The organism is Nostocoides australiense Ben110 (genome assembly GCF_001050535.1).
Classification (GTDB): Bacteria; Actinomycetota; Actinomycetes; order Actinomycetales; family Dermatophilaceae; genus Nostocoides_A; species Nostocoides_A australiense.
Map to the genome: position 1 here is coordinate 702,139 of NZ_HG764815.1, position 22,093 is coordinate 724,231.

Here is a 22,093-nt window from a genome sequence, read left to right on the forward strand (position 1 = left end):
AATGGAACTCACCCACGATTTCGTCGTCCCCGCCTCGCTCGACGCGGCCTGGGCGACCTTCATGGACCTGGAGCAGGTCGGTTCGTGCTTCCCCGGCGCCACGGTCGAGTCGGTCACCGACGAGGGCTTCACCGGAACCGTCAAGGTCAAGCTCGGGCCGATCGCCCTGGTCTACACGGGCGCGGGCAAGTTCATCGAGCGTGACGACGCCGCCCATCGCGCGGTCATCGAGGCCAAGGGCAAGGACAAGCGCGGCAACGGCACTGCCGGTGCCACCGTCACCGTCCACCTGGCCCCGGCCGATGGCGGCGAGCACACCCGCGTCGACGTCACCACGGACCTGGCGATCACCGGCAAGCCCGCCCAGTTCGGTCGCGGGGTGATGCAGGACGTCTCGGACAAGCTGCTGCAGCAGTTCGTCACCTGCATCGAGGGTCGCTTCGCGCCCGCACCGACCCCGGCAGCCGTCTTCGGGGACACCACGCCAGAGGACGTCGCGGTCGCCGTCACGCCCGATAACCGTGCCGAGCCGAGCGCCGAGACGACCCCCACCCCTGCACCGACCACCGGGCCAGCGACAGGTCCGGTCGCGCGACCGGGCGCACAGGACGACGCCATCGACCTCGGCGCCACCGTGCTGCCGGTCCTCGCCCGGGCCTACGCGCCGCACATCGCCACCGGGCTCGTGGGCCTGTACATCGGCTGGAAGCTCGGGAGACGGCTGCCCGGCTAGCAGTGCTCAGCCCGACCCGCCGATGTCGACCTCGTAGGCCTCGTAGATCAGGTCCGTGCCGCGCTGACGATGCCGGGTGAGCCGGGCGAGCATGTCGCCGACGGCCTGCCGATGGGCATCGGCGTCGACGCTGGCTTCACCCGAATCGCGTTCCGCAAGAAGGCGGTCCACTTCGTCGAGCAGGTACTTGTGATCTGTGAGCTGTGCCTGGACGGTGGGGGCGAGCCGGGGCGCGCTGGCCCGCAGATCGGCATACAGCCCGCCGTCTGCCTCGGTCAGTGCGACGTGGTCGCGCAGGTCGTGGGCGAGTTCGGTGAGCGCAGCCCGGGCGCGGCGGCGCCACAGGTCCCCGAGCCCGGCCGGCTGGGCAAGGGCGTCCTCGAGAGCACGGATCGATTCGGTGAGTTCGCCGCGGGCGGCGCGCACGCGCTCCAGGTGATCGGCGAGTTCCTTGTCCATCAGCGACCTCCTCGTGCGACTCCTGGCGTGAGCAAAGGATGACGCATCCAAGGTGACTTGGCGAGGGTCGGCTCGTGTCCGTGCAGCCGCCCTTTCGCCACAACAGGACGGCGTCGCGGCCGAGGCGTCGAAACTCGACGACTCCCGGCCGCGACACCAGCCTGACTCGGACGGATCAAACCGTCTTCAGAGCGAAACAGACCTCACCTGTTGACAGGTCGGCGGCCCAGCCGGTGACGACATCGACACCGACCTTGTTGCGGGTACTGCCGGATTGGCTCCATGAGCCGTTGGCGTCGGAGACCTTCGCCCCGTGGTAGACGACCGTGCCGCGGTTGGCGATGGCGGCGAGCCAGGTGTGGCCGGCGGGGGCGCCGGAGACGGAGAAGTCCACCGCGATCGAGCCGCCGCTCGACGAGGCGCTCAGCTGCGCCTGCGAACCCTGGCTGCAGACGGTGACGACAACCGCCGACGCGGACGAGGCGGCATTGGCGCTCGGTGCGAAGGCCACGGTGCCGGCCAGGGCAGTCGCAAGAACGATGGAGGCGGAACGGGTTTTCGACATGGGGTGTCCTTTCATCACGTGGGCCCGCTAGCTACGAACCGGTAACCAGGGAATCCGACGCTGCCAACCGGGCAACACCGCACGTCATACCCAAGCGCACCCCAAGACCTGCGGGTCGCGCTCTGCTCCGCACGCACTCGGGACGTATCGCGACCCATCTGCACGTACATACCGCCCGCGATGCGCTGGTCGTCGCGCCCCGATCCGGGATAGCCACGCGCTATGGTTGATTGTTCAAGTGTCCCGCTGAGGACAGTCAACCCATCTCTCTGAGGAGCACCCCCATGCACATCGGCATCATTCTCGGCTCCATCCGCGAAGGCCGCGCTGGCGAAGCCGTCGCGAACTGGGTTCTCGAGCAGGCCCAGTCGCGTGGTGACGCCGAGTACGAGCTCATCGATCTCAAGTCCTTCGACATCCCTCTCCTGACGAGCGCGACGGTCCCCGGCGCCGCAAACAAGCAGTATGACGACGAGCGGGTCACCGCTTGGAGCAAGGCCATCGACGCGTGCGACGCCTTCGTCTTCGTCACACCCGAGTACAACCACTCCGTCCCAGGTGCCTTGAAGAACGCCTACGACGTGCTCGGCAACGAGTGGGCCGACAAGGCGGTCGGGTTCGTCTCCTACGGCGCCGAGTCGGGGGTCCGGGCGGTCGAGCACTGGCGCCAGATCGTCGCCAACTTCCGGATGGTCGGCGTGCGCCAGCAGGTCTCCCTCTCCAGCTTCCTGGAGTTCGGCGACGATGGCTTCCAGCCCAACGAGCGCCGTCCGCAGGAACTGAAGACCCTCCTGGACCAGCTCACCACCCGCGCGGGTCAGCTCGCCGGCTGACGCAGGACGCGGCATACCCTAAACCCGTGAGCACCTCGGCACCTACCCGCCCGCGCGCGCCCAAGCGGCGCTCGCCCGGGTGGGTGCCCAACCAGCACGGCGCGTGGGCGATGCTCGCCGCCCCCTTGCTGGTCGGCATCCTCGCCAGCCGCCCCTCGGCCGTCCTCGTGCCGCTGACGGCGTTCTGGTTCGCCGGCTACTTCGCCTTCTTCGCCGTCGGGCTGTGGCTGAAGTCGCGCCGCAAGGCGCGCTACTTCCCGCCCGTGCGTGCGTATGCCGTCATCTCGGCCGTGCTGGGTGTGGTCACCCTGGTGCTGGACCCGGGTCTGGCCCGGTGGGCGCCGCTCTTCCTGCTTCCGCTCGGGGTCGGGCTGGTCGCGTCCGCCACGCGCACCGAGCGCTCCCTCGTCAGTGGGCTGGCGACCGCCACCGGGTCCTGCCTCATGGCGGTTGTCGCCTACGATGCCGGCGGCGGCACCGACTGGTCACGGATCTGGATCATTGCCGCTGTGCTCGCCGCCTACTTCGGCGGCACCGTCGTCTATGTGAAAACGATGATCCGCGAACGTGATTCGCGCGCCCACTATCTGCTGTCCGTGACGTGGCACGCGCTGAGCACGCTCGCCATGCTGGTCGTCAGCTGGCCCCTCGTCGCCGTCTTTGCGCTACTCACGGCGCGCGCCGCGCTCTTCCCGCGTCGGGCCATGACCCCGAAGACGGTCGGCCTGATCGAGATCGCCGCGACCATCGCCGTCGCGCTGGGCGCGCTCGCCGCCTGAAGCAGCCATGGGCTGCCGCGGGGGATGCCGGCAGCCGGACGGTGAATTCGGTTCGGCCCCCGTCAGGCGGATCTGCTGCCCAATGGGGCCGTGTCGCGCCACAATGCCGTATGACGTTGCGCTCGCGCTGGTGGCTGCCCGCGGCGGTGCTGGTGCTGACCATGATCCAGCTCGCGGTCGGCGCCTTCGCCGACCTGCCGCAGTTCGAGGGCAAAGGCTTCGGGGCCCGGCTGTGGGCCTATCCGCTGATGATGATGCTCGTCCCGGCGATCTGGTTCGCCTGGCGCAGCCGCGGGACATCCGAGGCATCCCGGGGCGCGAGAGCCGCTGGGAGAGAGGGTATTCCGTGGCTTGCCTTCGCCCTCGTCATGCTCGGCTTCCTCGTCGACGTCACGGGCAACACCCTCGACCTCTATGACAGCGTCGTCTGGTGGGACGACGCCAACCACTTCGTCAACTGGATCTTCCTCAACGCCGGTCTTGGGCTGCTCCTCGTGCCGAGCGTCGAGAAGCGTTGGGCCCGAGTGCTGCTCGTGACCGGCCTCGGCGCGATCCTCGCGATCGGGTGGGAACTGGGGGAGTGGTACACCTTCATCCGCCACGGCACCGAACTCGACACGGCATACCAGGACACCCTCGGCGACGAAGCCCTCGGGACTCTCGGCGCCTTCGTCGCGGGACTGCTCGTCATCAACCACCGCCGCCGCCCTACCTCGTGACGCGCGGCGGCGGTCCGCATACGATCAACACTATGGTCGACGTCGCCACAGCACCCAGCCTGCTGCCCACCCTCGACAATGCGCGCACCCGCGAACTGGACAAGAAGCACGTCCTGCACTCCTGGTCCGCGCAGAACGCCATCAACCCGCCGCCGGTCACCGAGGCCAGCGGGGTGCGGATGACCGTCGACGGCACGAGCTATATCGACTTCACCAGCCAGCTGGTCAATGTCAACATCGGCTACCAGCACCCGAAGCTGGTCGCCGCCATCCAGGAGCAGGCGGGCCGGCTGATGACCGTCTCCCCGGCGATGGCCAACGACATGCGCTCCGAGGCCGCCCGCGTCATCGCCGAGGTCGCTCCCGACGGCATGAACATGGTCTTCTTCACCAACGGCGGGGCGGAGGCCAACGAGAACGCGATCCGCATGGCGCGCCTGCACACCGGCCGGCACAAGGTGCTTGCGGCCTACCGTAGCTACCACGGCGCCACCCACGGGGCCATCACCCTGACCGGTGAGCCGCGCCGCTTCGGCTCCGAACCCGGCATACCCGGGGTCGTGCACTTCTTCGGCCCCTACCTCTATCGCAGCCCCTTCCACGCCACCACCGAGGCGGAGGAAGGCGATCGGGCGCTGCAGCATCTGCGCGAGGTCATGGTCGCCGAGGGGACGGACAAGATCGCCGCGATCATCCTCGAGACCATCGTCGGCACCAACGGCATCCTCATGCCCCCCGACGGCTACCTGCGCGGCGTGCGCGAGCTGTGCGACGAGTTCGGCATCCTGCTCATCGCCGATGAGGTGATGGCCGGGTTCGCGCGGACCGGCGAGTGGTTCGCCATCAACCACTGGGACGTCGTTCCCGACCTGATCTCCTTCGCCAAGGGGGTCAATTCCGGGTATGTCCCGCTCGGCGGGGTCATCCTGTCCGATGCGGTCGCCGGGTCCTTCATGGACACGGCATACCCGGGCGGTCTGACCTACTCCGGGCATCCGCTGGCCTGCGCCTCCGCGGTCGCGTCCGTCTCGATCATGAAGGAGGAGGGGATCGTCGAGCACGCCCGGGACCTGGGGGAGCGGGTCATCGGGCCGAAGCTGCGCGAGCTGGCGCAGGCCCACCGCAGCGTCGGCGAGGTGCGCGGCATCGGCGTCTTCTGGGCGCTCGAACTGGTCACCGACCCCGACGCCCGCACGCCCCTGACCGCCGACCAGATGAACCAGGTCGCCGCAGCGTGCAAGGGCGCCGGCATGTGGCCGTTCATCGCCGGCAACCGGGTGCACATCGTGCCGCCGTGCGTGATCACCGAGGAGGAGTTCGCCGAGGGCGTGCGTGCGCTCGAGGACGGGCTGGCCGTGGCCGACGGGTTCGTCGCCGGGTCCTGACCTGCGTTTTGGTCGCAGGCCGCTGCACCGTGTAATCTCTCCCAGGCGCCTTGCGAGGCGCCAGGCCTCCTTAGCTCAGTCGGCAGAGCGTTTCCATGGTAAGGAAAAGGTCGTCGGTTCGATTCCGACAGGGGGCTCAGGTGCCGCCCGCATGCGGTGCGCGCCCTTGGCGGGGTAGCTCAGCTGGTTAGAGCGCACGACTCATAATCGTGAGGTCGCGGGATCGAGCCCCGCTCCCGCTACCACCCGAGGATTTCGCGGGAATGCGAAGCCTCGGTATTCTGTTGTGTCGGTGTCCTGCGACCCGATCGCAGGCTGAATCCGTCCGTACCCCTAGAAGCAGGTTGCTCCGTGGCTAAGAAGACTGCCGACATCCGCCCCAAGATCACCTTGGCGTGCACTGAGTGCAAGGAGCGCAACTACATCACCGAGAAGAACCGCCGCAACACCCCTGACCGGGTCGAGCTGGCCAAGTTCTGCCCGCGTTGCCGCAAGCACACCCCGCACCGCGAGACCCGCTGACGTTTCGCGCCTCGAAGCGCCCCGACCCCGAGCTGGGTCGGGGCGCTTCGGCGTGTCGGTGACAACCGCACTTTTCCGCCCAGTGCCACTTCCCGTCGGTTCGCCTGGCAACGTTCGCGAGGCGAACCGCCACAAACCCTCCCAAAGCCCAGCGCCTAGACTCGCCGGTATGCCAGTGAACGAGGACTACGTGGGGCGCAGCTTCCCGCCTGTGGGGCCGTATGCCGTGGACCCGGCCATGATCGCGGCGTTCGCGTCCGCTGTGGGCGCGACCGACCCGGTGCACTTCGACGCCGAGGCGGCCCGCGCCGCGGGCTATCGGGATGTCATCGCCCCGCCGACGATGGCGGTGCGCTTCGACCAGCTGGCCTCTCGCGAGTACGTCCAGGACCCGGACGCCGGCATCGACTACTCCCGCGTCGTGCACGGCGAGCAGCGCTTCACCCACCACCGCCCGATCACCGCCGGCGACGAGCTGACCGCACAGACCACCGTCGACTCGATCCGGATGGCCGGCGGGCACGCCATGATCACCGTGCGCAGCGAGATCACGGCCGGCGAGGAGCCGGTCGCGACCACGCACTCGACGATCGTCGTGCGGGGAGGGGAGTGACCATGGCCCGCGCATTTGCTTCGGTCAGTGTCGGCGAGGAACTCGGCCCGAAGACCATGCCCGTCGGCCGCGGCACGCTGGTCGACTACGCCAACGCTTCCCTCGACCAGAACCCCATCCACCAGGACGAGGGCTTCGCCAAGAGCGTCGGCCTGCCCGACGTCATCGCCCACGGCATGTGGACGATGGGCGCCGCCGCCACGCTGGTCTCGGACTGGGCAGGCGACGCGGGACGGGTCGTCGAATACGGCACGCGGTTCACGGCCATGGTCGTCGTGCCGCTGGACGGGGCCGAGCTGGAGGTCTCCGGGGTCGTCAAGTCCCTCGACGAGGCGACCAAGCGCGCCACCGTCGAGCTGACCGCGACCGCTGCCGGGCAGAAGGTCCTCGGCCGGTGCACCGCGGTCGTCCAGCTCGACTGATGCCAGAGGAGTTCGACGCACCCCTGGCGCCGCTGACCACCATGCGTGTCGGCGGGCCGGCCGCGCGTTTGGTCACCGTCACCACTACCGACGAACTCGTCGATGCCGTCCGCGAGGTCGACGACGCCGGCGAGCCACTGCTGGTCGTCGGCGGCGGCTCCAACCTCGTCATCGCCGACGAGGGATTCGCCGGCACGGTCGTCCACGTCCGGACCACCGGCGTGACGCGGGAGTCGCAGGACTACTGCGGCGGCGCCTTCGTCCGGATCGCAGCAGGCGAAGTCTGGGACGACTTCGTCGCCCGCGCCGTCGCCGAGGGGTGGGCCGGGATCGAGGCCCTGAGCGGCATACCCGGTTCCGCGGGGGCGACCCCGATACAGAATGTCGGCGCCTACGGCCAGGAGGTCGCCCAGACCATCGCGCAGGTGCGCACCTGGGACCGCGAGACCCAATCGGCGCGCACCTTCGCCGCGAACGAATGCGCGTTCACCTACCGGCATTCCGTGTTCAAGGCCAGCACGCGCTATGTCGTGCTCGATGTCGCGTTCCAACTCGAGGTGGCGGACCTCTCTCGGCCGATCGCGTATGCCGATCTGGCCGCCGGGCTCGGCGTCGAGCAGGGCGCGCGGGTGCCGCTCGCCGCCACCCGGGAGGCCGTGCTGGCGCAGCGCCGCAAGCGCGGGATGGTGCTCGACCCGGACGACCACGACACCTGGTCGTGCGGGTCGTTCTTCACCAATCCCGTTCTCTCCCAGCGGGCTTTTGACCGGCTTTTCGAGCGGGTGCACGAACGACTGGGCTCCGACGTCAGCCCACCCGCTTTCCCCGGCGCCGACGGCAGCGTCAAGACCAGCGCCGCCTGGCTGATCGACAAGGCCGGCTTCAGCAAGGGCTTCGGAGCCGCGAGGGAGTCGGGCCTGAGCGGTCGCGCCACACTCTCGACCAAGCACACGCTAGCCGTCACCAACCGCGGCGACGCCACCGCCGCCGACATCCTCGCCCTCGCCCGCACGGTCCGCGACGGCGTCCACGACGCCTTCGGCGTCACCCTCGTCAATGAGCCCGTCTTCATCGGCCACCAGCTCTAGCGATATGCGTAGACGCCATTGGGTTGAGCCACGATCCGCAGGTCTCCGGCCTGCACCCCGATCTCGTCCGGGATGGGTTCGCGCACGGTGTCACTCGGGCCTCCGTCGATCATCGGCTCTGTGATATCGAGGCGGGCCCGCCGTCCGGGCGGGCCGTCCGTGCTACTGCGCCAATAGGAGAGGTCTCGATCGGCGATCACGTCCCCGCTGGCTGCGTCCAGCAGCCGCGTCTGGTTGCCCTCGTCGAAGATCAGGTCGCCGTTGGACAGGCGAGTCAGACGGGGCTGAAAGCGTGAGCGCCCCAGTGCCACGCTCCACCGCTCCTTGCCAGTTTCCGGATCGAGCGCCCGCAGTCGCCCGCCGTAGAGGAGGCGTACATCGAAGTCGTCATAGGTTCCGTTGACGCGGGCAGGTTCTGGTGTAAAGACGTAGACATCACCCTCGTGACTGAAATGCCCGGATTGGGTCGCGACCTGGGCGAGCTGGTCTCCCGGGGACACCCAGCGCTTTCTGCCGGTGCGGGTGGTGAAGGCCGCGACCGTCGTTGACACGAGGTGGCCGCCCTTGCCGGATTCGCGGAAACCCATCGCGGTGACCTCGCCGATCGTCGCCCACCCTCTCATGCACACATATCGGGGACAGGTCTTCATGATCGATTGGGGATCCAGGGTCCACTGGACCTCACCGTCCACGATGTATTCGAAGGGGTCCGCGACGGGATTGACGACGACGAGTCCGGCTTTCGCGGGGGAGAAGGACCGATCGCCGGGTGCGTAGCGAAGGGTCGGCAAGGGATGGTGCATCCGGGTATCGCCAATGAAGCACCACGCCCGGCCGTCGGGGCAGGGACCCAACTGGTCGATCTCAACGGCGACGGGAGAATCGCGGCCGACCCGGGCGCCGGTCCGCACGTCGAAGACCCGGATTCGGCCGCCTTCCCCATCGGCGATGACCGCGGCCACGGAGTCGCCCACTACGACGGGGGGTGTGATGGTCTGGTTGACTGCGGATCCCCGGTCGGACAAATCCGCTTCCCAGATCACCTTTCCGGTCCGGGCCTCGAGAGCCCGCAGCGATCGCTTCGTCCCGGCCTCCGCGAAATAGATGACGCTGCTGCCATCCGGCGTCAGCGTGACGCCGGTGAGCGGCGCCGGTTCCGCGACCCCCCAGACCACCTGCGCAGTGGGTCGGTTGGTCGACGTCGGCGCTGCCGACGTCATGGTGAAACTGGCGGAAGTCGTTGGCGAGGCGGTTGGAGGTGCCTGTTGAGAGCAGGCGCTCCCAGCGGTGAGCACGACGATTCCGCACAGGATGCGGGCGCGGGCGGCGGATCGAGGACCCCGTTGCACGACGACCCCCTGCGGCGTTGACATGCCTCGAACGTAGGTCAGATGATCGAGCCTCGCTCGTCGAGAAGGAGTTTTCCACAGGCGGTGGCGGACACTTTCCGCTCTCTGGCTGTCAGACTCGACGCACGGCGACGCAGCGGTCGCCGCCAGCGGAGGAGGCTCGATGAACGACGCAATGCACGAAGCGATGACCGATCAGACCACGGCCCTCAACGCCTGTGACTGTCCCAACTGCGAGGTGGGATGCAGCTGCAACGACTGCGAGTGCACGGACTGCACGTGCCCCAGGTGCTCCCACGACCAGGACGAGGAGCTCGAGGACTGAGGACCCGCGCGGGATGGGCAAACGGGATCAGGGAAAGGCGCCGAAGCGGCATACGACGACCGAGACCCACGAAGCGCCGACGAGCGACCTGACCGCCCCCGCGCGGACCGGCGGCGACATCCTCGTCGGCGTGCTGCGCGAGGCGGGCGTCCATGCGGCGTTCGGGGTCGTCAGCATCCACAACCTGCCGCTCGTCGAGGCCGTCGACCGCGATCTGCGGTTCGTCCCGATGCGTCACGAGGCGGCAGCTGTCAACGCGGCCGACGGTTATGCCCGCGCGAGCGGCGGCGTCGGGGTCGCCCTCACCTCGACCGGGACCGGCGCCGGTAATGCCGCCGGGTCCATGCTCGAAGCGCTGACCGCGCAGAGCCGGGTCCTGCACGTGACCGGCAATATCGACGCCGACCTGCTCGGCGAGCACCGCGGCGCTTATCACGAGGTGCCGAGGCAGTTGCAGATGCTCGATGCGGTATCGGCCCAGGCGCTGCGAATCCAGACCGCACGCCAGGCTCGCGCCGTCCTGACCGACGCCGTCCAACGACTGCTGACGCCACCGCAAGGACCGGTCAGCGTCGACTGGCCCATCGACCTGCAGTACACCGCCCCCGCCGCGACATCGAACGGGCGGCTGCGGTCATGCGTCAGGCCAAGCGGCCGTTGATCTGGGCCGGCGGCGGAGCGCGCCGGGTCGGTGCACCCCTCGCCGCGTTGACGCAGGCGTGGGGAGCGGGCGTATTGACGGGAGCCAACGGACGCGGCGCTGTGCCGGAGGACCACCCCCAGTGTGTGGGCAACTTCGCCACACACGACGCACTGGCGGAGTTGATCGAGGACGCCGACTGCCTCCTGACCATCGGAAGTCATCTGCGCGCCAACGAGACTCGCAACTTCGAGCTGCCCCTGCCGAGCACGCACATCCAGATCGATGTCGACGAGCAGGCGATCGGCCGCAACTACCCGGTCGCCGTCGGCGTGCGCGCCGAGGCGTCGCGGGCCGTGCCGGCGCTGCTCGCGGCATTGGGCGACGTCGAGACGGACGCGGCGTGGACTGACCGGATCAGCGCGGCCGCGGGCGCCGCCCGGGCCGCACACAGGGCGGACATCGGCGCCTACTCCGACATCTGTGACGCCATACGCAACCGGCTACCGCGCAACTCCCCCATCGTTCGCGATGTCACGATCCCCGGCAGTTCCTGGGGCAACCGGCTGCTGCCCGTCTTCGACCCCACGGACAATGTGTACGCCGCCGGCGGCGGCATCGGTCAGGGCCTGGCCATGGCCATCGGTGCCGCGATCGCCCGGCCCGACGACCGGGTGCTCGCTATGATCGGCGACGGCGGCCTGGCCGTGCATCTCGGGGAGCTGGCCGTGCTCGCCGCGGAGCAGCCGGATGTCACCGTCGTGCTCTTCAACGACGGCGGCTACGGCGTGCTGCGCAATCTGCAGGAGGCCGGCGGCCGGACCCGTCGCGGGGTCGACCTGCACACCCCGGACTTCGCGGCGCTGTCCGCGGCGTTCGGGCTGCGGCACAAGTTGATCGCCAGCGCCGCGGAGTTCGACAAGGCGCTGAAGAAGGCCGTGGGCCGGCCGGGCCCGACCGTCATCGAGGTCGACGTGGCGGCGCTGCGGCCCCGGCCGAGGCGCATGGTCCCTCCCGTGAGCATCCCCTAGAAGCACCAGGTCATAGCAGCCCGCTGGGCTGCCCGGGCGGTACAAAAGGGCCATGAGGCACGACGAGGTGGTCGCATTCATAGACCCGTGGACTGGCCGGATCGTGGCCGCCTCGGTGCACGCGGGGCACGACGTACGCCCGATCTTGCGGCCGCCATGGTGCTCCCGGAGGCGGACCGGTTCTCGGAGGAAGACCCCTTCACGACCGCATCGCGGATGCCGTCGACAGCCGGGTCATCACCCGCCGATCCCGCTTCGAGGTCGACCTCAACCGCCCGCGTCGCGAGGCGGTCTATCGGACCCCCGCGGACGCGTGGGGACTGGAGACCTGGCGCGACGAGGTCCTCGACGACGAACTCTTCCGCGGCTGCCTCACGATCTGGGACACCTTCTACGAGCAGCTGGCGGACCGCCTGGACCCGGTCGCTATGCGCAGTCCGTTCGTGCTGCTCGACGTCCACTCCGACAACCACCGACGCCACGGTGCCGACGCGCCACCGGAGCCGGTGGCCGACAATCCGGAGGTCAATGTCGGCACCGGGTCGGTCGACCGCAGCCGCTTCGGCCCGCTGATCGAGCGCTTCATGACCGACCTCGCGGACCCGTCGCTCGGCTGCGGACCCGTGGACGTGCGGGAGAACGTCAAGTTCGAGGGCCGGCAGCTGGCGTGGTGGGTCCACGACCGCTATCCCCGCGTCGGCTGCGTGTTGGCCCTGGAGTTCGAGAAGACCTTCATGGACGAATGGACCGGAGTGCCTGACGAGCAGAAGATCGCCTGCGCGACAGCGAATCTCGCCGCACCCCTGCCGGGCATCGAAACCGAGCTGGACCGGCTGCCGTGACATCTCCCGCCGTCGAACTCAGCCCCACCGACCTGGCCGTCGACCACGCCCTGGCTCACCTTTCCTCCGGCATGCGCTTCTTGCTCGAAGTGGCCCCGGTCGACGCCGACGAGGCGCGCGCGGCATACCTCGACGCAGCGCACCCGACCCGCAGTTTACCTATCGCGAACTCGACGCCGACCCGGACGTCACCGCCGCCCAACTCGCGGCCATCGACGTCACGAACGTCGAGAACCTCACCCTCGGTCACCTGTTGCGCGCCAAGCACCGCGAGTTGGAGTTGCAGGTCGAAATGCTCCGGGCGCGCGACAGCGAGGACTTCCTCGGGTTGTCGATCGAGCTGTATGGCAGCGTCTCGCCGAAGCTGCGCGCGCAGGCCGAGCAGGTGCTCGCCGCGGTACTCGCGGCCGAGTCGGCAGGCTCGGCCCTGGACGCCGAAGCCTTTCTCCTTCTCGCACAAGAGGAAATCGCGCACTATCGGGAGCAAGACCCCGACATCGAGATGCACGCGGAGATCCGTCCCGACGCCGTGGGGGTCATGGTCTCGGGCGACACCTTGCTCATCGGGCCCGACTCGGCCGTGCAGCAACGCCGCGCCGCCGCGCTCATCCATCACGAGGTCGGCACCCACCTCGTCACGCAGGTCAACGGTGCCGCACAGCCGATCAAGGTGCTCGGCACCGGGCTCGCCGGCTATGACGAGACCCAGGAGGGCCTGGCAGTTGTCGCCGAGATCGCCTGCGGCGGCTTGACGGCATTCCGGTTGCGGCAGTTGGCATCGCGCGTGCTCACCGTCGACCGGCGCGTGGCGGGCGCCAGCTTCCACGAGGCACACGAAGCTCTGGTGAGCGGCGGCATACCGCCGGGCAATGCCTTCACGACGGTCATGCGCGTCTTCCGCGCGGGCGGCATGACCAAGGACGCGATCTACCTGCGCGGGCTGGTCGACCTGCTCGCCCACCTCCGCGCCGAAGGGCGTCTCGATCGACAACCGCGCGCTGGCCACCGGCTGACACTGGGGCCAGTGGTCGGCGGACCTTTAGGCGTCCTCGGACCTCAGGGGGCCCCGGACCTTTAGGCATCCTCGGCCAGCGCGTCGGCCCGCTTCTTCGCGTCCTCTTCGATGGCCTCCTGCCTCTCGCGCACGGCGGGCGGCGGGATGGCCCCCTCCTTCTCGGCCTTGCGCAGCAGCGCCGCAACCTGGTCCCGAGAGGCACAACCGTTCTCCAAGAGCGTGTTCCGCATGGTCGCCCACGCGACGCCGACGTCATGTCGCACGCTGTCGGAGACCTCGTCGCGCGCCGGGTTGAGGATGGTCAGCTCCTCCTCGCAGGAGTGGTGGTTGACGACCTTGGCCAACTTTTCGAGGGCGTCCTCGTATTTCTGCGTGTCGGTGCCCGTGGCCTCCACGAAGGCGAGCAGCGCCTCGGTGATTTCGGCGTGTTCCTCCTCGCCGTGCTCCTCCTCGTGGGCGGTGATGGCCCGCTTGCTGTGCAGTTTCGGGTAGACCTCGGCCTCTTCGGCTTCGGCGTGCGCGACGAGCAGTTCCGCGAGCGCCTCGCGGGCGGCGGCGCGATCGCGGTCGTCTCGCCGGCATTCGCGCAGCAGGTCCTCGAAAAGACGGTGATCGTCGAGGATCAGTTCGACGATGTCGCCGCCGGTGGGACGGGGGATGTCGTAGGTCATGGCACTACTCCTGGGGGGCTGGTTGTGGGAGCGTCGTGAGTGATGATGTCAGCGCTTGGAGCGTGACGACCGCTTAGCGGTCGTCTTCTTCGCCGCGGCGCGCTTGCCCTTGCGCGTCCGCAACTGCGGGAGGACGCTCTCGCCGTAGGCGGACATCAGCTCGTCATAGTGCGGGCCCATGTTCGCCACATAGATCTCGTCGAAACCGGCCTCCACATACGGGGCGAAGGCAGCAATGTGATCGTCGGGGTCGGGCCCGAAGGCGCCCTGCTCGGCGAACTTCTCCCGGGTGACCAGCTTCGCCGCCTGTTCGAAATGCTGCGGGCTGGGAAGGACCTGCGCCAGTTCTCCCGGCACGCCGCTGTTGGGCCACAGCCGGTATGCCGCGTCGATCGCCTCGTCGCGTGACGGCCCCCATGCGACCTTGAACCCCGCCTGGGTGGGGGCGCCGGCGCCCTTGGCCTTCTTGAAGGTCTTGACGCTGTCAGCATCCGGCTGGGTCGTGATGAAGCCGTCGGCGACATCGCACACGAGGTCGAGGGCCTTGGGCCCGAAAGCGCTGACGTAGATCGGGATCGGCTCGCTGGGAAGGGTGTAGATGCGTGCCGTGTCGACGGTGTAGAAGCGGCCCTCGTGCGAGACGACCTCGCCGGTCCACAGTTCGCGGATCACCGCGATCGCCTCCTCGAGCATGTCCAGCCGCTGCTGCGCGTGCGGCCACACCTCGCCCGTGATGTGCTCGTTGAGCGCTTCGCCGGTGCCGAGACCGAGGCGGAAACGGCCCGGGCCGAGGAGTGCCGCGCTGGTCGCTGCGGCCTGGGCGATGATCGCCGGATGGGTCCGCACCGTGGGGCAGGTGACGGCCGTGGTCACCGGCAGATCGCAGACCTGGCTGATGGCCCCGATCATCGACCAGACGAAGGGCGACTGCCCCTGCGCGTCGGTCCAGGGATGGAAGTGGTCACTGATCCACAGCGCATCGAAACCGGCCTCCTCGGCCAGTCGTGCCTGCTCGATCAGCTCCGCCGGGGTGTACTCCTCGCTCGAGAGGAAGTATCCGAACTGGGTCATGTCCCGAACAGTACGGCCGCGTGCCCGGACCCAGCGCCGTTGGCGGGCAACCCGATTCGTTTCTCACCCCTGAGGGTGAGGTGCGTCCGAGCCCGCCGGCGGACCGGTCGCGAGCCAGGCGTCGATGTCCCCGAGGGCGGCGGCCTTGATGTCCTGCGGGGCGTATGAGGCGCGGATCGACCCGCGGGCCAGTTCGGCGAGTTCCTGGTCGGAGAAGCCGAGCTCGTCGCGGGCTAACGCGTATTGATCCACGAGCCGGGAGCCGAACAGCAGGGGGTCGTCGGCCCCCAGGGCAATGGGTATGCCAGCGCGGAGCAGGGTGCGCACCGGCACCTCGTCGGCCTCCCGGTAGACCCCGAGCGCGACATTGCTGCCGGGGCAGACCTCCAGCGCCACACCGTCGTTCGCCAACCGCTCCACCACCCGCGGATCCTCCACTGACCGCACCCCGTGCCCGATCCGGTTGGGGCGCAAGGCATCCAGCGTCTCCTCGACGGCAGTCGGTCCGAGCAACTCACCCGCGTGCGGCATGAGGGCGAGCCCAGCTTTGCGGGCGATGTCGAAGGCGACTGCGAATTCCGTTGTGTCGCCGCGGCGTTCGTCGTTGCTCAACCCGAACCCGACCACCGTGCCGGGCCCGGACCCGGCATACCGGGCGGCCAGCCGCGCGAGCGTGCGGGCATCCAGCGGGTGGCGAATCCGGCTGGCCGCCACCATGATTCCCATCGGTGCGCCGCCCTCGCGAGAAACGGCAGCCGCCTCGTCGAGCACGATCTCCAGCGCCGGCGTCAGACCGCCGACATACGGCGCATACGACGTGGGGTCCACCTGCAACTCCAGCCACCGCGAGCCCTCGGCAGCGTCGTCCAACGACGCCTCACGCACCAGCCGCCGCATGTCCGCCTCGCCCCGCACGCAGGCGCGAGCGGCGTCATACAGCCGTTGGAAGCGGAACCAGCCACGTTCGTCCTGCACGCTCGCCAGCTGTGGCGGCCACTCGCCCGTCAACGCGTGGGGGAGCCGAATGCCGTGTGCCCCAGCGAGTTCCACGAGCGTGGACAGCCGGAGCGAGCCGGTGAAGTGCAGGTGCAGGTGCGCCTTCGGCAGCGCCGCCAGGTCGCGCCCGGCGTTCAGTCCTCGTACCTCAGGTCGTCCCCGCTGATGATGTGCATTGCGGCCTCCTCGGCCGACGCCCCGGCCCCGTCGATGCCGACGTCCGAGCCGATCATCTCGTGGTCATGGTCCCCCGAGCCGCCCTGATCGGGCGCCACCAGCCGGCCGGCGCGCACATCGCCGACCTCTTCGTCGCCGAGCCAATCGTCTTCGGCCGCAATGTGATCCGGGTCGTCGCCGCCGACGAACTCCTCGTCGAGCACCGACTCGTGGTAGGGCGCTCCGTAGGCCGAGTTGGGGTCGGGGACTTCCTGCCGGATCCGCTGGTCGATCGTCTCGTGCTCGCTCTGCTCCTCGGCGGTCACGCCGAAGGCGCGGGAGCCGCGGTCGGTGTCGGCAGGGGAGTAACCCCGGTCCAGCACGTCCTCAACACCGTCGTCGATGAGGGTGTCCTCCGGCTGGAGTTGATCCTCGTCGTCGAGGCTGTAGGTGCCGAAATCGTCGTTGATTCCTTCGTTCTGCTCCGACATACCGGAATCCTAATCACCCCGCGCCGTCACATCAGCCACAGGAGTGTGTGGTCTGCGAGACGTCGGCCCTCAGTGGCCCTCGGGGGTGCTCGCGCTGGCGGTATGCCGCCCGCTCAGCTCCTCCGCCGCGGCCAGGGCCACGCAGGTCGCGACGCCCGCCATCGCCGTCTCGACCTCTTCGAGCACGGGGAAGGACGGGGCGAGGCGGATATTGCGATCGCGCGGGTCGTGCCCGTGCGGGAAGGACGCGCCGGCCGGCGTCAGGACGATCCCGGCCTCCTTGGCCAGCTGCACCACGCGTCCGGCGGTGCCGTCGACGACGTCGAGGTTGACGAAGTAACCGCCGGTCGGTTTGGTCCACTCCGCGACCCCCAGCCCGGCGAGTTCGGCCGTCAGTGCGGCGTCGACGGCCGCGAACTTCGGCGCCAGGATCTCGCGGTGCTTGACCATGTGGTCGCGCACGCCCTGAGCGTTGGTGAAGAACTGCACGTGCCGCAGCTGGTTCACCTTGTCCGGCCCGATCGAGGCGTACTGATAGTGCTTCTGATACCAGCCGACATTCGCCGAACTCGCGGCGAGCACCGCGACCCCCGCCCCGGCATACGTGATCTTCGACGTCGAGGCGAACATGATCGGCCGGTTCGGGTTCCCGGCGGCCGAGCACAGCGAGATGATGTCCTCGCTCTTGGCCTCCTCCTCCGTCAGGTGATGGAAGGCGTAGGCGTTGTCCCAGAAGATCTTGAAATCGGCGGCCGCCGTCGGCATCGCCGCCAGCAACGCAGCCTTCTCGTGCGAGATCGTCGACCCGACCGGGTTGGCATAGGTCGGGACGATCCACATGCCCTTGACCATCGGATCATCCTTGACGAGCGCCTCGATCGCCGCGACATCCGGCCCGTCGGCCTCCATCGGCACCGGCAGCATCTCGATGCCGTAGGACGCAAGCATCGTGAAGTGCCGGTCATACCCGGGCACCGGGCAGACGAACTTGATCGGCTGCCCCACCCACGGCTGCCCATCGACCGGCCCGTGCAACAGCATCTGCACCAGGCAGTCGTGCATCATCGTCAGGCTGGAGTTGCCGCCCGCGATCACCTGCTCCGGCTCCACCCACAGCAGCTCGGCGAAGATCTCCCGGATCTGCCGGATGCCGGTCAGCCCGCCGTAGTTGCGCACGTCGACACCGTCGGCATCGCTGATGCTCGTCGGCAGCTTCAGCAGCCCGTCGGCCAGGTCGAGCTGCGCCGCCGACGGCTTGCCGCGCGTCAGGTCGAGCTTGAGTCCGCGTCCTTGCAGGGCTTGGTATGCCGCGCGCTTGGCCGCGAGGAAATCGTTCAGTTCCGCGGGGGAGAGGTCGGACAGGGGCCGGTTGTCGACTGCGCTCACGCTCCGCATCCTCCCACCGACGGCAATCGAGTTTCCTGTCGTCCCAAAACGCCGGTATGCTGTTCCCTCGGTGCCGATCGTGGCCGTGCGTGAGCATGCCCATCGTCACCGGCTGGGAACGCTCGCCTCAACCCGCGCGTTTCCCTAGGGCAGTGGCTCAATTGGTAGAGCACCGGTCTCCAAAACCGGCGGTTGGGGGTTCGAGTCCCTCCTGCCCTGCGTATGCGTGACACCGCTCGCCACCGGTGAGTCCAGCGTCCCTACATCCCCGCCCGAAAGAAGCAGTGACCGTGACCGACCTCGGCGCCCCCGCGCGCAGCTCGAGCCAGCCCGCCAAGGGCGAGGCCAAGGCGGGTCTCGTCGCACGCCTGCGCCTGTTCGTCAAGCAGATCCTCGACGAACTGCGCAAGGTCGTGCGCCCGACCAAGTCGGAGCTGATCAACTACACCCTGGTCGTCATCGTCTTCGTGACGGTGATGATGGCGCTGACCGCGGGCCTGGACTTCGGCTTCACCAAGCTGGTCGACTGGGTCTTCGGCGGCTGAGCGCGCCCCCAATACGACCGCACCGAACCAAACGTGAGGAAATAAGAGCATGCCCCAGGAGTGGACCGAGGCCGACGACGCCGCCGCGGACCTCGCGCCCGCCGAGGACGGGCCGACCGAGACCGTCGAGGCGATCGACGGCGACGAGGACCTCGCCGACGAGGGCACCGTGGACGAGGGCACCGTGATCGAGGCCGACGAGGACATCGTGGCCGAGGCCGACGAGGCCGACGAGGCCGACGAGGCCGACGAGGCTCACGAGGCCGACGAGGCCGATGAGGCCCCCGCGGATGAGCAACCGGCGGACGCGAGCGTGGACGCCGTGGCCGACGGCACCGAGGACGTCGGCTCCGACGCCGAGGACATTGCGACCGACGAAGCCGAGGACATCGCGACCGACGGCGACGCCCTCCCCGAGGACCCGGTGCAGGCGTTCAAGGACGACCTGGCCGGCAAGTTCGGCAACTGGTATGTCATCCACTCCTACGCCGGCTACGAGAACCGGGTCAAGCACAACCTCGAGACCCGCATGACCTCGCTCAACATGGAGGACTACATCTTCGAGGTGCAGGTCCCCATGGAGACCGTCACCGAGATCAAGAACGGCCAGAAGAAGCAGGTCAACCGCGTGCGGATGCCCGGCTACGTCCTGGTCCGCATGGATCTGACGGACGAGTCCTGGGGCGCCGTGCGGCATACCCCCGGCGTGACCGGTTTCGTCGGCAACGCGCACTCGCCCGTGCCGCTGAACCTCGACGAGGTCTTCACCATGCTGGCCCCGGCCGACCTGGAGACACCCAAGGCCGCGGCCGCCGCGGGGACCCCGGCCGCCCAGGGCGGCGCCACGGGCGGCACCGCCACCATCGTCGACTTCGAGGTCGGCGAGTCGGTCACCGTCATGGACGGCCCCTTCGAGACCATGCCGGCGACGATCTCCGAGATCAACCCCGACACCCAGAAGCTCAAGGTGCTCGTCTCGATCTTCGGCCGGGAGACCCCGGTCGAGCTCAGCTTCAGCCAGGTCGCCAAGCTGTAACCCACGGGGCTCCGCCCCGTGCCCCCCAAAACAACTACATCCCACGGGGCTCCGCCACGTGCCCCCACTACAGAGGGCTCATCGCGCTCGCCCTGATCTCTCTGATCCCGACAAACCAACGGCTCGCTCCGCTCGCCCGGTTTGCCTGGGCTGGCTCACGCCAGCGACAATGAACCGGCTCGCGTGCTTTTCCGCCCGCGAGCACATGCAACCGGGTCATCGCCCACGGCGTAGGCCCACGAACAAAGGAATAAGGGAATGCCTCCCAAGAAGAAGGTCGCCGGCTTCATCAAGCTGCAGATCCAGGCCGGCGCGGCCACGCCCGCCCCGCCCGTGGGTCCCGCGCTCGGTCAGCACGGCGTCAACATCATGGAGTTCGTCAAGGCCTACAACGCCGCGACGGAAGCCCAGCGCGGCAACGTGATCCCCGTCGAGATCACGGTCTACGAGGACCGCTCCTTCACCTTCATCACCAAGACCCCGCCGGCCGCCGAACTGATCAAGAAGGCCGCGGGCGTCGCCAAGGGTTCCGGTGAGCCGCACAAGACCAAGGTCGCCAAGCTGACCAAGGACCAGGTGCGCGAGATCGCCGAGCAGAAGATGCAGGACCTCAACGCCAACGACATCGACATGGCGATGCGCATCATCGCCGGCACCGCCCGCTCCATGGGCATCACCACCGAGCTGTAGAAAGCTCACCACCAACTCCGCATACGCCTGATCAGGCGGTATGCGGTGTGGGAGGGCCGCTGCGGCCCGTCACCACAACCTCGTTCACCACCTCAGGAGGAACAAAATGCAGCGCTCCAAGTCCTACCAGGCGTCGGCCGAGAAGATCGACCGCGACAAGCTCTACTCCCCGCTCGAGGCCGTGCGCCTGGCCAAGGAGACCTCGACCACCAAGTACGACGCGACCGTCGAGGTGGCCTTCCGGCTCGGCATCGACCCCCGCAAGGCCGACCAGCTGGTCCGCGGCACGGTCAACCTGCCCCACGGCACCGGCAAGACCGCCCGCGTCCTCGTCTTCGCCAATGGCGACAAGGCCGAGGCCGCTCGCGCCGCCGGTGCCGACTACGTCGGCTCCGACGACATGATCGAGAAGGTCTCGGGCGGCTGGCTCGACTTCGACGCCGTCGTCGCCACCCCGGACCTGATGGGCAAGGTCGGCCGACTCGGCAAGGTGCTGGGCCCCCGCGGCCTGATGCCGAACCCGAAGACCGGCACCGTCACGATGGACACCGGCAAGGCCGTCACCGACATCAAGGGCGGCAAGATCGAGTTCCGCAACGACAAGCACGCCAACCTGCACTTCATCATCGGCAAGACGTCCTTCGACGACACCAAGCTGGTGGAGAACTACGCGGCGGCGCTGGATGAGGTGCTGCGGCTGAAGCCGTCCGCCTCCAAGGGCCGATTCCTGCTCAAGGCGACCATGTCGACCACGATGGGTCCCGGCATCCCGCTCGACGCGACCAAGACCCGCGGTCTGCTCGAGGACGAGGCCGACGCCACCGCCTGACCTGGCGGGCACTGCCCATACCGTCTGCAGCCCCGGTGAGCCCCGCGCTCGCCGGGGCTGCGGCGCCCCACATCTTTGGGTCCGCACTATCGTGAGTCTCACGCACACGACTACGGGGATATCGATGTCGGCCAAGCGAATCAGCACCATGACCGCCGCCGTTGCCGCCGCGGCACTCAGCCTCACTGCTTGCGGAGAGGGCAACTCGACCGGAACCTCCGCCGCGGCCAGCACGGACCGCGCCACCACATCTGTGGCCACCGGCGCGACAGCGTCCGGCGCCAGCAGCAGCGACGGAACGAATAGCGCTGCGCCGGGCAACGTCGATGTCAAGGTCGGCGACACGATCGACGCGATGGAACTGGGGAAGCGGACCCAGGCGGCTCTCAAGGCAGCCAAGACGGCGCACGCCGAAATCGCGGACGACAGCTCGGGCACGATGTCGATGGACATCGACATGGCAACGATGGACTTCGCCCTCTCCGGCGACTTGGGCGGCCAGAACTTCGAAATCCGCAAGGTGGGGGAGAGGCTGTTCATGGGCGGGATGCCGGATATGCCGGGCGGCAAGAAGTGGCTAAGGGCGGCAAGCAGGACATCATGACGATGACCTACTCCACATGGGGCGAACCGGTCGACGTCACGGCCCCTCCGGCCTCGGAAGTCGCGACGATGAGCGATCTCATGTCGGGCCGAAACCCCAGCAGCAGCACCAGCAGTTGACAGGGGACGGAACCTCGGGGACGAGGCGGGCGTCACACCGACCGTCCCGCCCCGAGCGGCACAGACGTGCCGCACCTAAAGTAGGACATGACCATCCGGCGTCCGCCGGCACGATCACAAGGGGGAACTTCCCATGCCTGCCAAGCGCACCACGTCCCTGGCCGCGGCCCTCGCGGCCG

The 22,093-nt window shown here is 68.7% G+C and carries 26 protein-coding genes and 3 tRNA genes; 21 read left to right on the forward strand and 8 right to left on the reverse strand.

What is annotated here, in order from left to right:
* The first annotated feature begins 1 nt into the window (after position 1).
* Positions 2-733, forward strand: coding sequence for an SRPBCC family protein (locus tag BN11_RS03290; RefSeq protein WP_048694440.1), 732 nt, complete (start codon positions 2-4; stop codon positions 731-733).
* 6 nt (positions 734-739) lie between these two features.
* Here BN11_RS03290 and BN11_RS03295 read toward each other — a convergent pair whose 3' ends face one another.
* A complete protein-coding gene (locus BN11_RS03295) occupies positions 740-1,192 on the reverse strand; it encodes a hypothetical protein (protein WP_048694444.1) in 453 nt (150 codons plus the stop codon).
* A 175-nt stretch (positions 1,193-1,367) separates the two neighbouring features.
* Positions 1,368-1,757 (reverse strand): hypothetical protein, encoded by a 390-nt coding sequence (locus BN11_RS03300; RefSeq protein WP_048694447.1) that lies wholly within the window; start codon positions 1,755-1,757, stop codon positions 1,368-1,370.
* Between the two features lie 284 nt (positions 1,758-2,041).
* Here BN11_RS03300 and BN11_RS03305 point away from each other — a divergent pair, with 284 nt between their 5' ends.
* From BN11_RS03305 to BN11_RS03350, 10 genes are all read left to right on the forward strand, one after another.
* Positions 2,042-2,590, forward strand: coding sequence for an NADPH-dependent FMN reductase (locus BN11_RS03305; protein WP_048694451.1), 549 nt, complete (start codon positions 2,042-2,044; stop codon positions 2,588-2,590).
* Between the two features lie 26 nt (positions 2,591-2,616).
* Positions 2,617-3,369, forward strand: a complete 753-nt coding sequence (locus BN11_RS03310) for a YwiC-like family protein (protein ID WP_083433492.1) — start codon at positions 2,617-2,619, stop codon at positions 3,367-3,369.
* A gap of 110 nt (positions 3,370-3,479) precedes the next feature.
* Positions 3,480-4,088: a hypothetical protein gene (locus tag BN11_RS03315; protein WP_048694455.1), complete on the forward strand. Its 609-nt coding sequence runs from the start codon at positions 3,480-3,482 to the stop codon at positions 4,086-4,088.
* A gap of 32 nt (positions 4,089-4,120) precedes the next feature.
* Positions 4,121-5,473, forward strand: a complete 1,353-nt coding sequence (locus BN11_RS03320) for an aspartate aminotransferase family protein (protein WP_053083991.1) — start codon at positions 4,121-4,123, stop codon at positions 5,471-5,473.
* Between the two features lie 64 nt (positions 5,474-5,537).
* Positions 5,538-5,610: transfer RNA gene (locus tag BN11_RS03325), tRNA-Thr, on the forward strand.
* 31 nt (positions 5,611-5,641) lie between these two features.
* Positions 5,642-5,718, forward strand: a tRNA-Met gene (locus tag BN11_RS03330).
* A gap of 106 nt (positions 5,719-5,824) precedes the next feature.
* Positions 5,825-5,995 (forward strand): 50S ribosomal protein L33, encoded by a 171-nt coding sequence (gene rpmG / locus BN11_RS03335; protein ID WP_048694458.1) that lies wholly within the window; start codon positions 5,825-5,827, stop codon positions 5,993-5,995.
* Between the two features lie 169 nt (positions 5,996-6,164).
* A complete protein-coding gene (locus BN11_RS03340; RefSeq protein ID WP_048694460.1) occupies positions 6,165-6,608 on the forward strand; it encodes an FAS1-like dehydratase domain-containing protein in 444 nt (147 codons plus the stop codon).
* A 2-nt stretch (positions 6,609-6,610) separates the two neighbouring features.
* On the forward strand, positions 6,611-7,030 hold the full coding sequence (locus BN11_RS03345; protein ID WP_235435341.1) for a MaoC family dehydratase: 420 nt from the start codon (positions 6,611-6,613) through the stop codon (positions 7,028-7,030).
* A complete protein-coding gene (locus tag BN11_RS03350) occupies positions 7,030-8,118 on the forward strand; it encodes a UDP-N-acetylmuramate dehydrogenase (RefSeq protein WP_048694466.1) in 1,089 nt (362 codons plus the stop codon). The genes BN11_RS03345 and BN11_RS03350 overlap by 1 nt, the downstream gene beginning before the upstream one ends.
* Here BN11_RS03350 and BN11_RS03355 read toward each other — a convergent pair.
* Positions 8,115-9,491: an outer membrane protein assembly factor BamB family protein gene (locus BN11_RS03355; RefSeq protein WP_083433493.1), complete on the reverse strand. Its 1,377-nt coding sequence runs from the start codon at positions 9,489-9,491 to the stop codon at positions 8,115-8,117. The genes BN11_RS03350 and BN11_RS03355 overlap by 4 nt on opposite strands.
* A gap of 314 nt (positions 9,492-9,805) precedes the next feature.
* On the opposite strand from BN11_RS03355, the gene BN11_RS25005 reads away from it, so the two are divergent.
* From BN11_RS25005 to BN11_RS03370, 4 genes are all read left to right on the forward strand, one after another.
* Positions 9,806-10,453 (forward strand): thiamine pyrophosphate-binding protein, encoded by a 648-nt coding sequence (locus BN11_RS25005; RefSeq protein ID WP_235435342.1) that lies wholly within the window; start codon positions 9,806-9,808, stop codon positions 10,451-10,453.
* Positions 10,429-11,463, forward strand: coding sequence for a thiamine pyrophosphate-dependent enzyme (locus tag BN11_RS25010; protein ID WP_235435343.1), 1,035 nt, complete (start codon positions 10,429-10,431; stop codon positions 11,461-11,463). Before BN11_RS25005 ends, BN11_RS25010 begins: the two co-directional genes overlap by 25 nt.
* A 236-nt stretch (positions 11,464-11,699) precedes the next feature.
* Positions 11,700-12,305: an N-formylglutamate amidohydrolase gene (locus BN11_RS21630; protein WP_235435585.1), complete on the forward strand. Its 606-nt coding sequence runs from the start codon at positions 11,700-11,702 to the stop codon at positions 12,303-12,305.
* Positions 12,306-12,429: 124 nt separating this feature from the next.
* Positions 12,430-13,383, forward strand: a complete 954-nt coding sequence (locus BN11_RS03370; RefSeq protein ID WP_235435586.1) for a tyrosine/phenylalanine carboxypeptidase domain-containing protein — start codon at positions 12,430-12,432, stop codon at positions 13,381-13,383.
* On the opposite strand, the gene BN11_RS03375 is transcribed toward BN11_RS03370, so the two are convergent.
* From BN11_RS03375 to BN11_RS03395, 5 genes are all read right to left on the reverse strand, one after another.
* Complete coding sequence (locus tag BN11_RS03375; protein ID WP_048694474.1) at positions 13,380-13,991, reverse strand: hemerythrin domain-containing protein; 612 nt, start codon at positions 13,989-13,991, stop codon at positions 13,380-13,382. The two genes, BN11_RS03370 and BN11_RS03375, sit on opposite strands and share 4 nt — an antisense overlap.
* A gap of 48 nt (positions 13,992-14,039) precedes the next feature.
* Positions 14,040-15,062, reverse strand: a complete 1,023-nt coding sequence (locus BN11_RS03380) for a TIGR03557 family F420-dependent LLM class oxidoreductase (protein WP_048694478.1) — start codon at positions 15,060-15,062, stop codon at positions 14,040-14,042.
* A 63-nt stretch (positions 15,063-15,125) separates the two neighbouring features.
* Positions 15,126-16,178: an adenosine deaminase gene (locus BN11_RS03385; protein ID WP_048694482.1), complete on the reverse strand. Its 1,053-nt coding sequence runs from the start codon at positions 16,176-16,178 to the stop codon at positions 15,126-15,128.
* A 14-nt stretch (positions 16,179-16,192) separates the two neighbouring features.
* Complete coding sequence (locus BN11_RS03390) at positions 16,193-16,705, reverse strand: DUF5709 domain-containing protein (protein ID WP_048694485.1); 513 nt, start codon at positions 16,703-16,705, stop codon at positions 16,193-16,195.
* 69 nt (positions 16,706-16,774) lie between these two features.
* Complete coding sequence (locus BN11_RS03395) at positions 16,775-18,100, reverse strand: PLP-dependent aminotransferase family protein (protein WP_048694489.1); 1,326 nt, start codon at positions 18,098-18,100, stop codon at positions 16,775-16,777.
* A 137-nt stretch (positions 18,101-18,237) separates the two neighbouring features.
* Between BN11_RS03395 and BN11_RS03400 the strand changes: the two genes are divergently transcribed.
* The 6 genes from BN11_RS03400 (at position 18,238) to BN11_RS03425 (ending at position 21,795) form a co-directional block, all read left to right on the forward strand.
* Positions 18,238-18,310 (forward strand) — tRNA-Trp (locus BN11_RS03400).
* A gap of 71 nt (positions 18,311-18,381) precedes the next feature.
* Positions 18,382-18,636, forward strand: a complete 255-nt coding sequence (gene secE, locus BN11_RS03405; RefSeq protein WP_083433954.1) for a preprotein translocase subunit SecE — start codon at positions 18,382-18,384, stop codon at positions 18,634-18,636.
* A 49-nt stretch (positions 18,637-18,685) separates the two neighbouring features.
* On the forward strand, positions 18,686-19,672 hold the full coding sequence (gene nusG, locus BN11_RS03410) for a transcription termination/antitermination protein NusG (protein WP_053083995.1): 987 nt from the start codon (positions 18,686-18,688) through the stop codon (positions 19,670-19,672).
* A gap of 258 nt (positions 19,673-19,930) precedes the next feature.
* Complete coding sequence (rplK, locus tag BN11_RS03415; protein WP_048694494.1) at positions 19,931-20,362, forward strand: 50S ribosomal protein L11; 432 nt, start codon at positions 19,931-19,933, stop codon at positions 20,360-20,362.
* Between the two features lie 106 nt (positions 20,363-20,468).
* Positions 20,469-21,191: a 50S ribosomal protein L1 gene (gene rplA / locus BN11_RS03420; RefSeq protein ID WP_048694496.1), complete on the forward strand. Its 723-nt coding sequence runs from the start codon at positions 20,469-20,471 to the stop codon at positions 21,189-21,191.
* A gap of 148 nt (positions 21,192-21,339) precedes the next feature.
* Entirely contained in the window at positions 21,340-21,795 is a 456-nt protein-coding gene (locus BN11_RS03425) for a hypothetical protein (protein ID WP_157043956.1), read from the forward strand.
* The last annotated feature ends 298 nt before the right edge of the window (positions 21,796-22,093 follow it).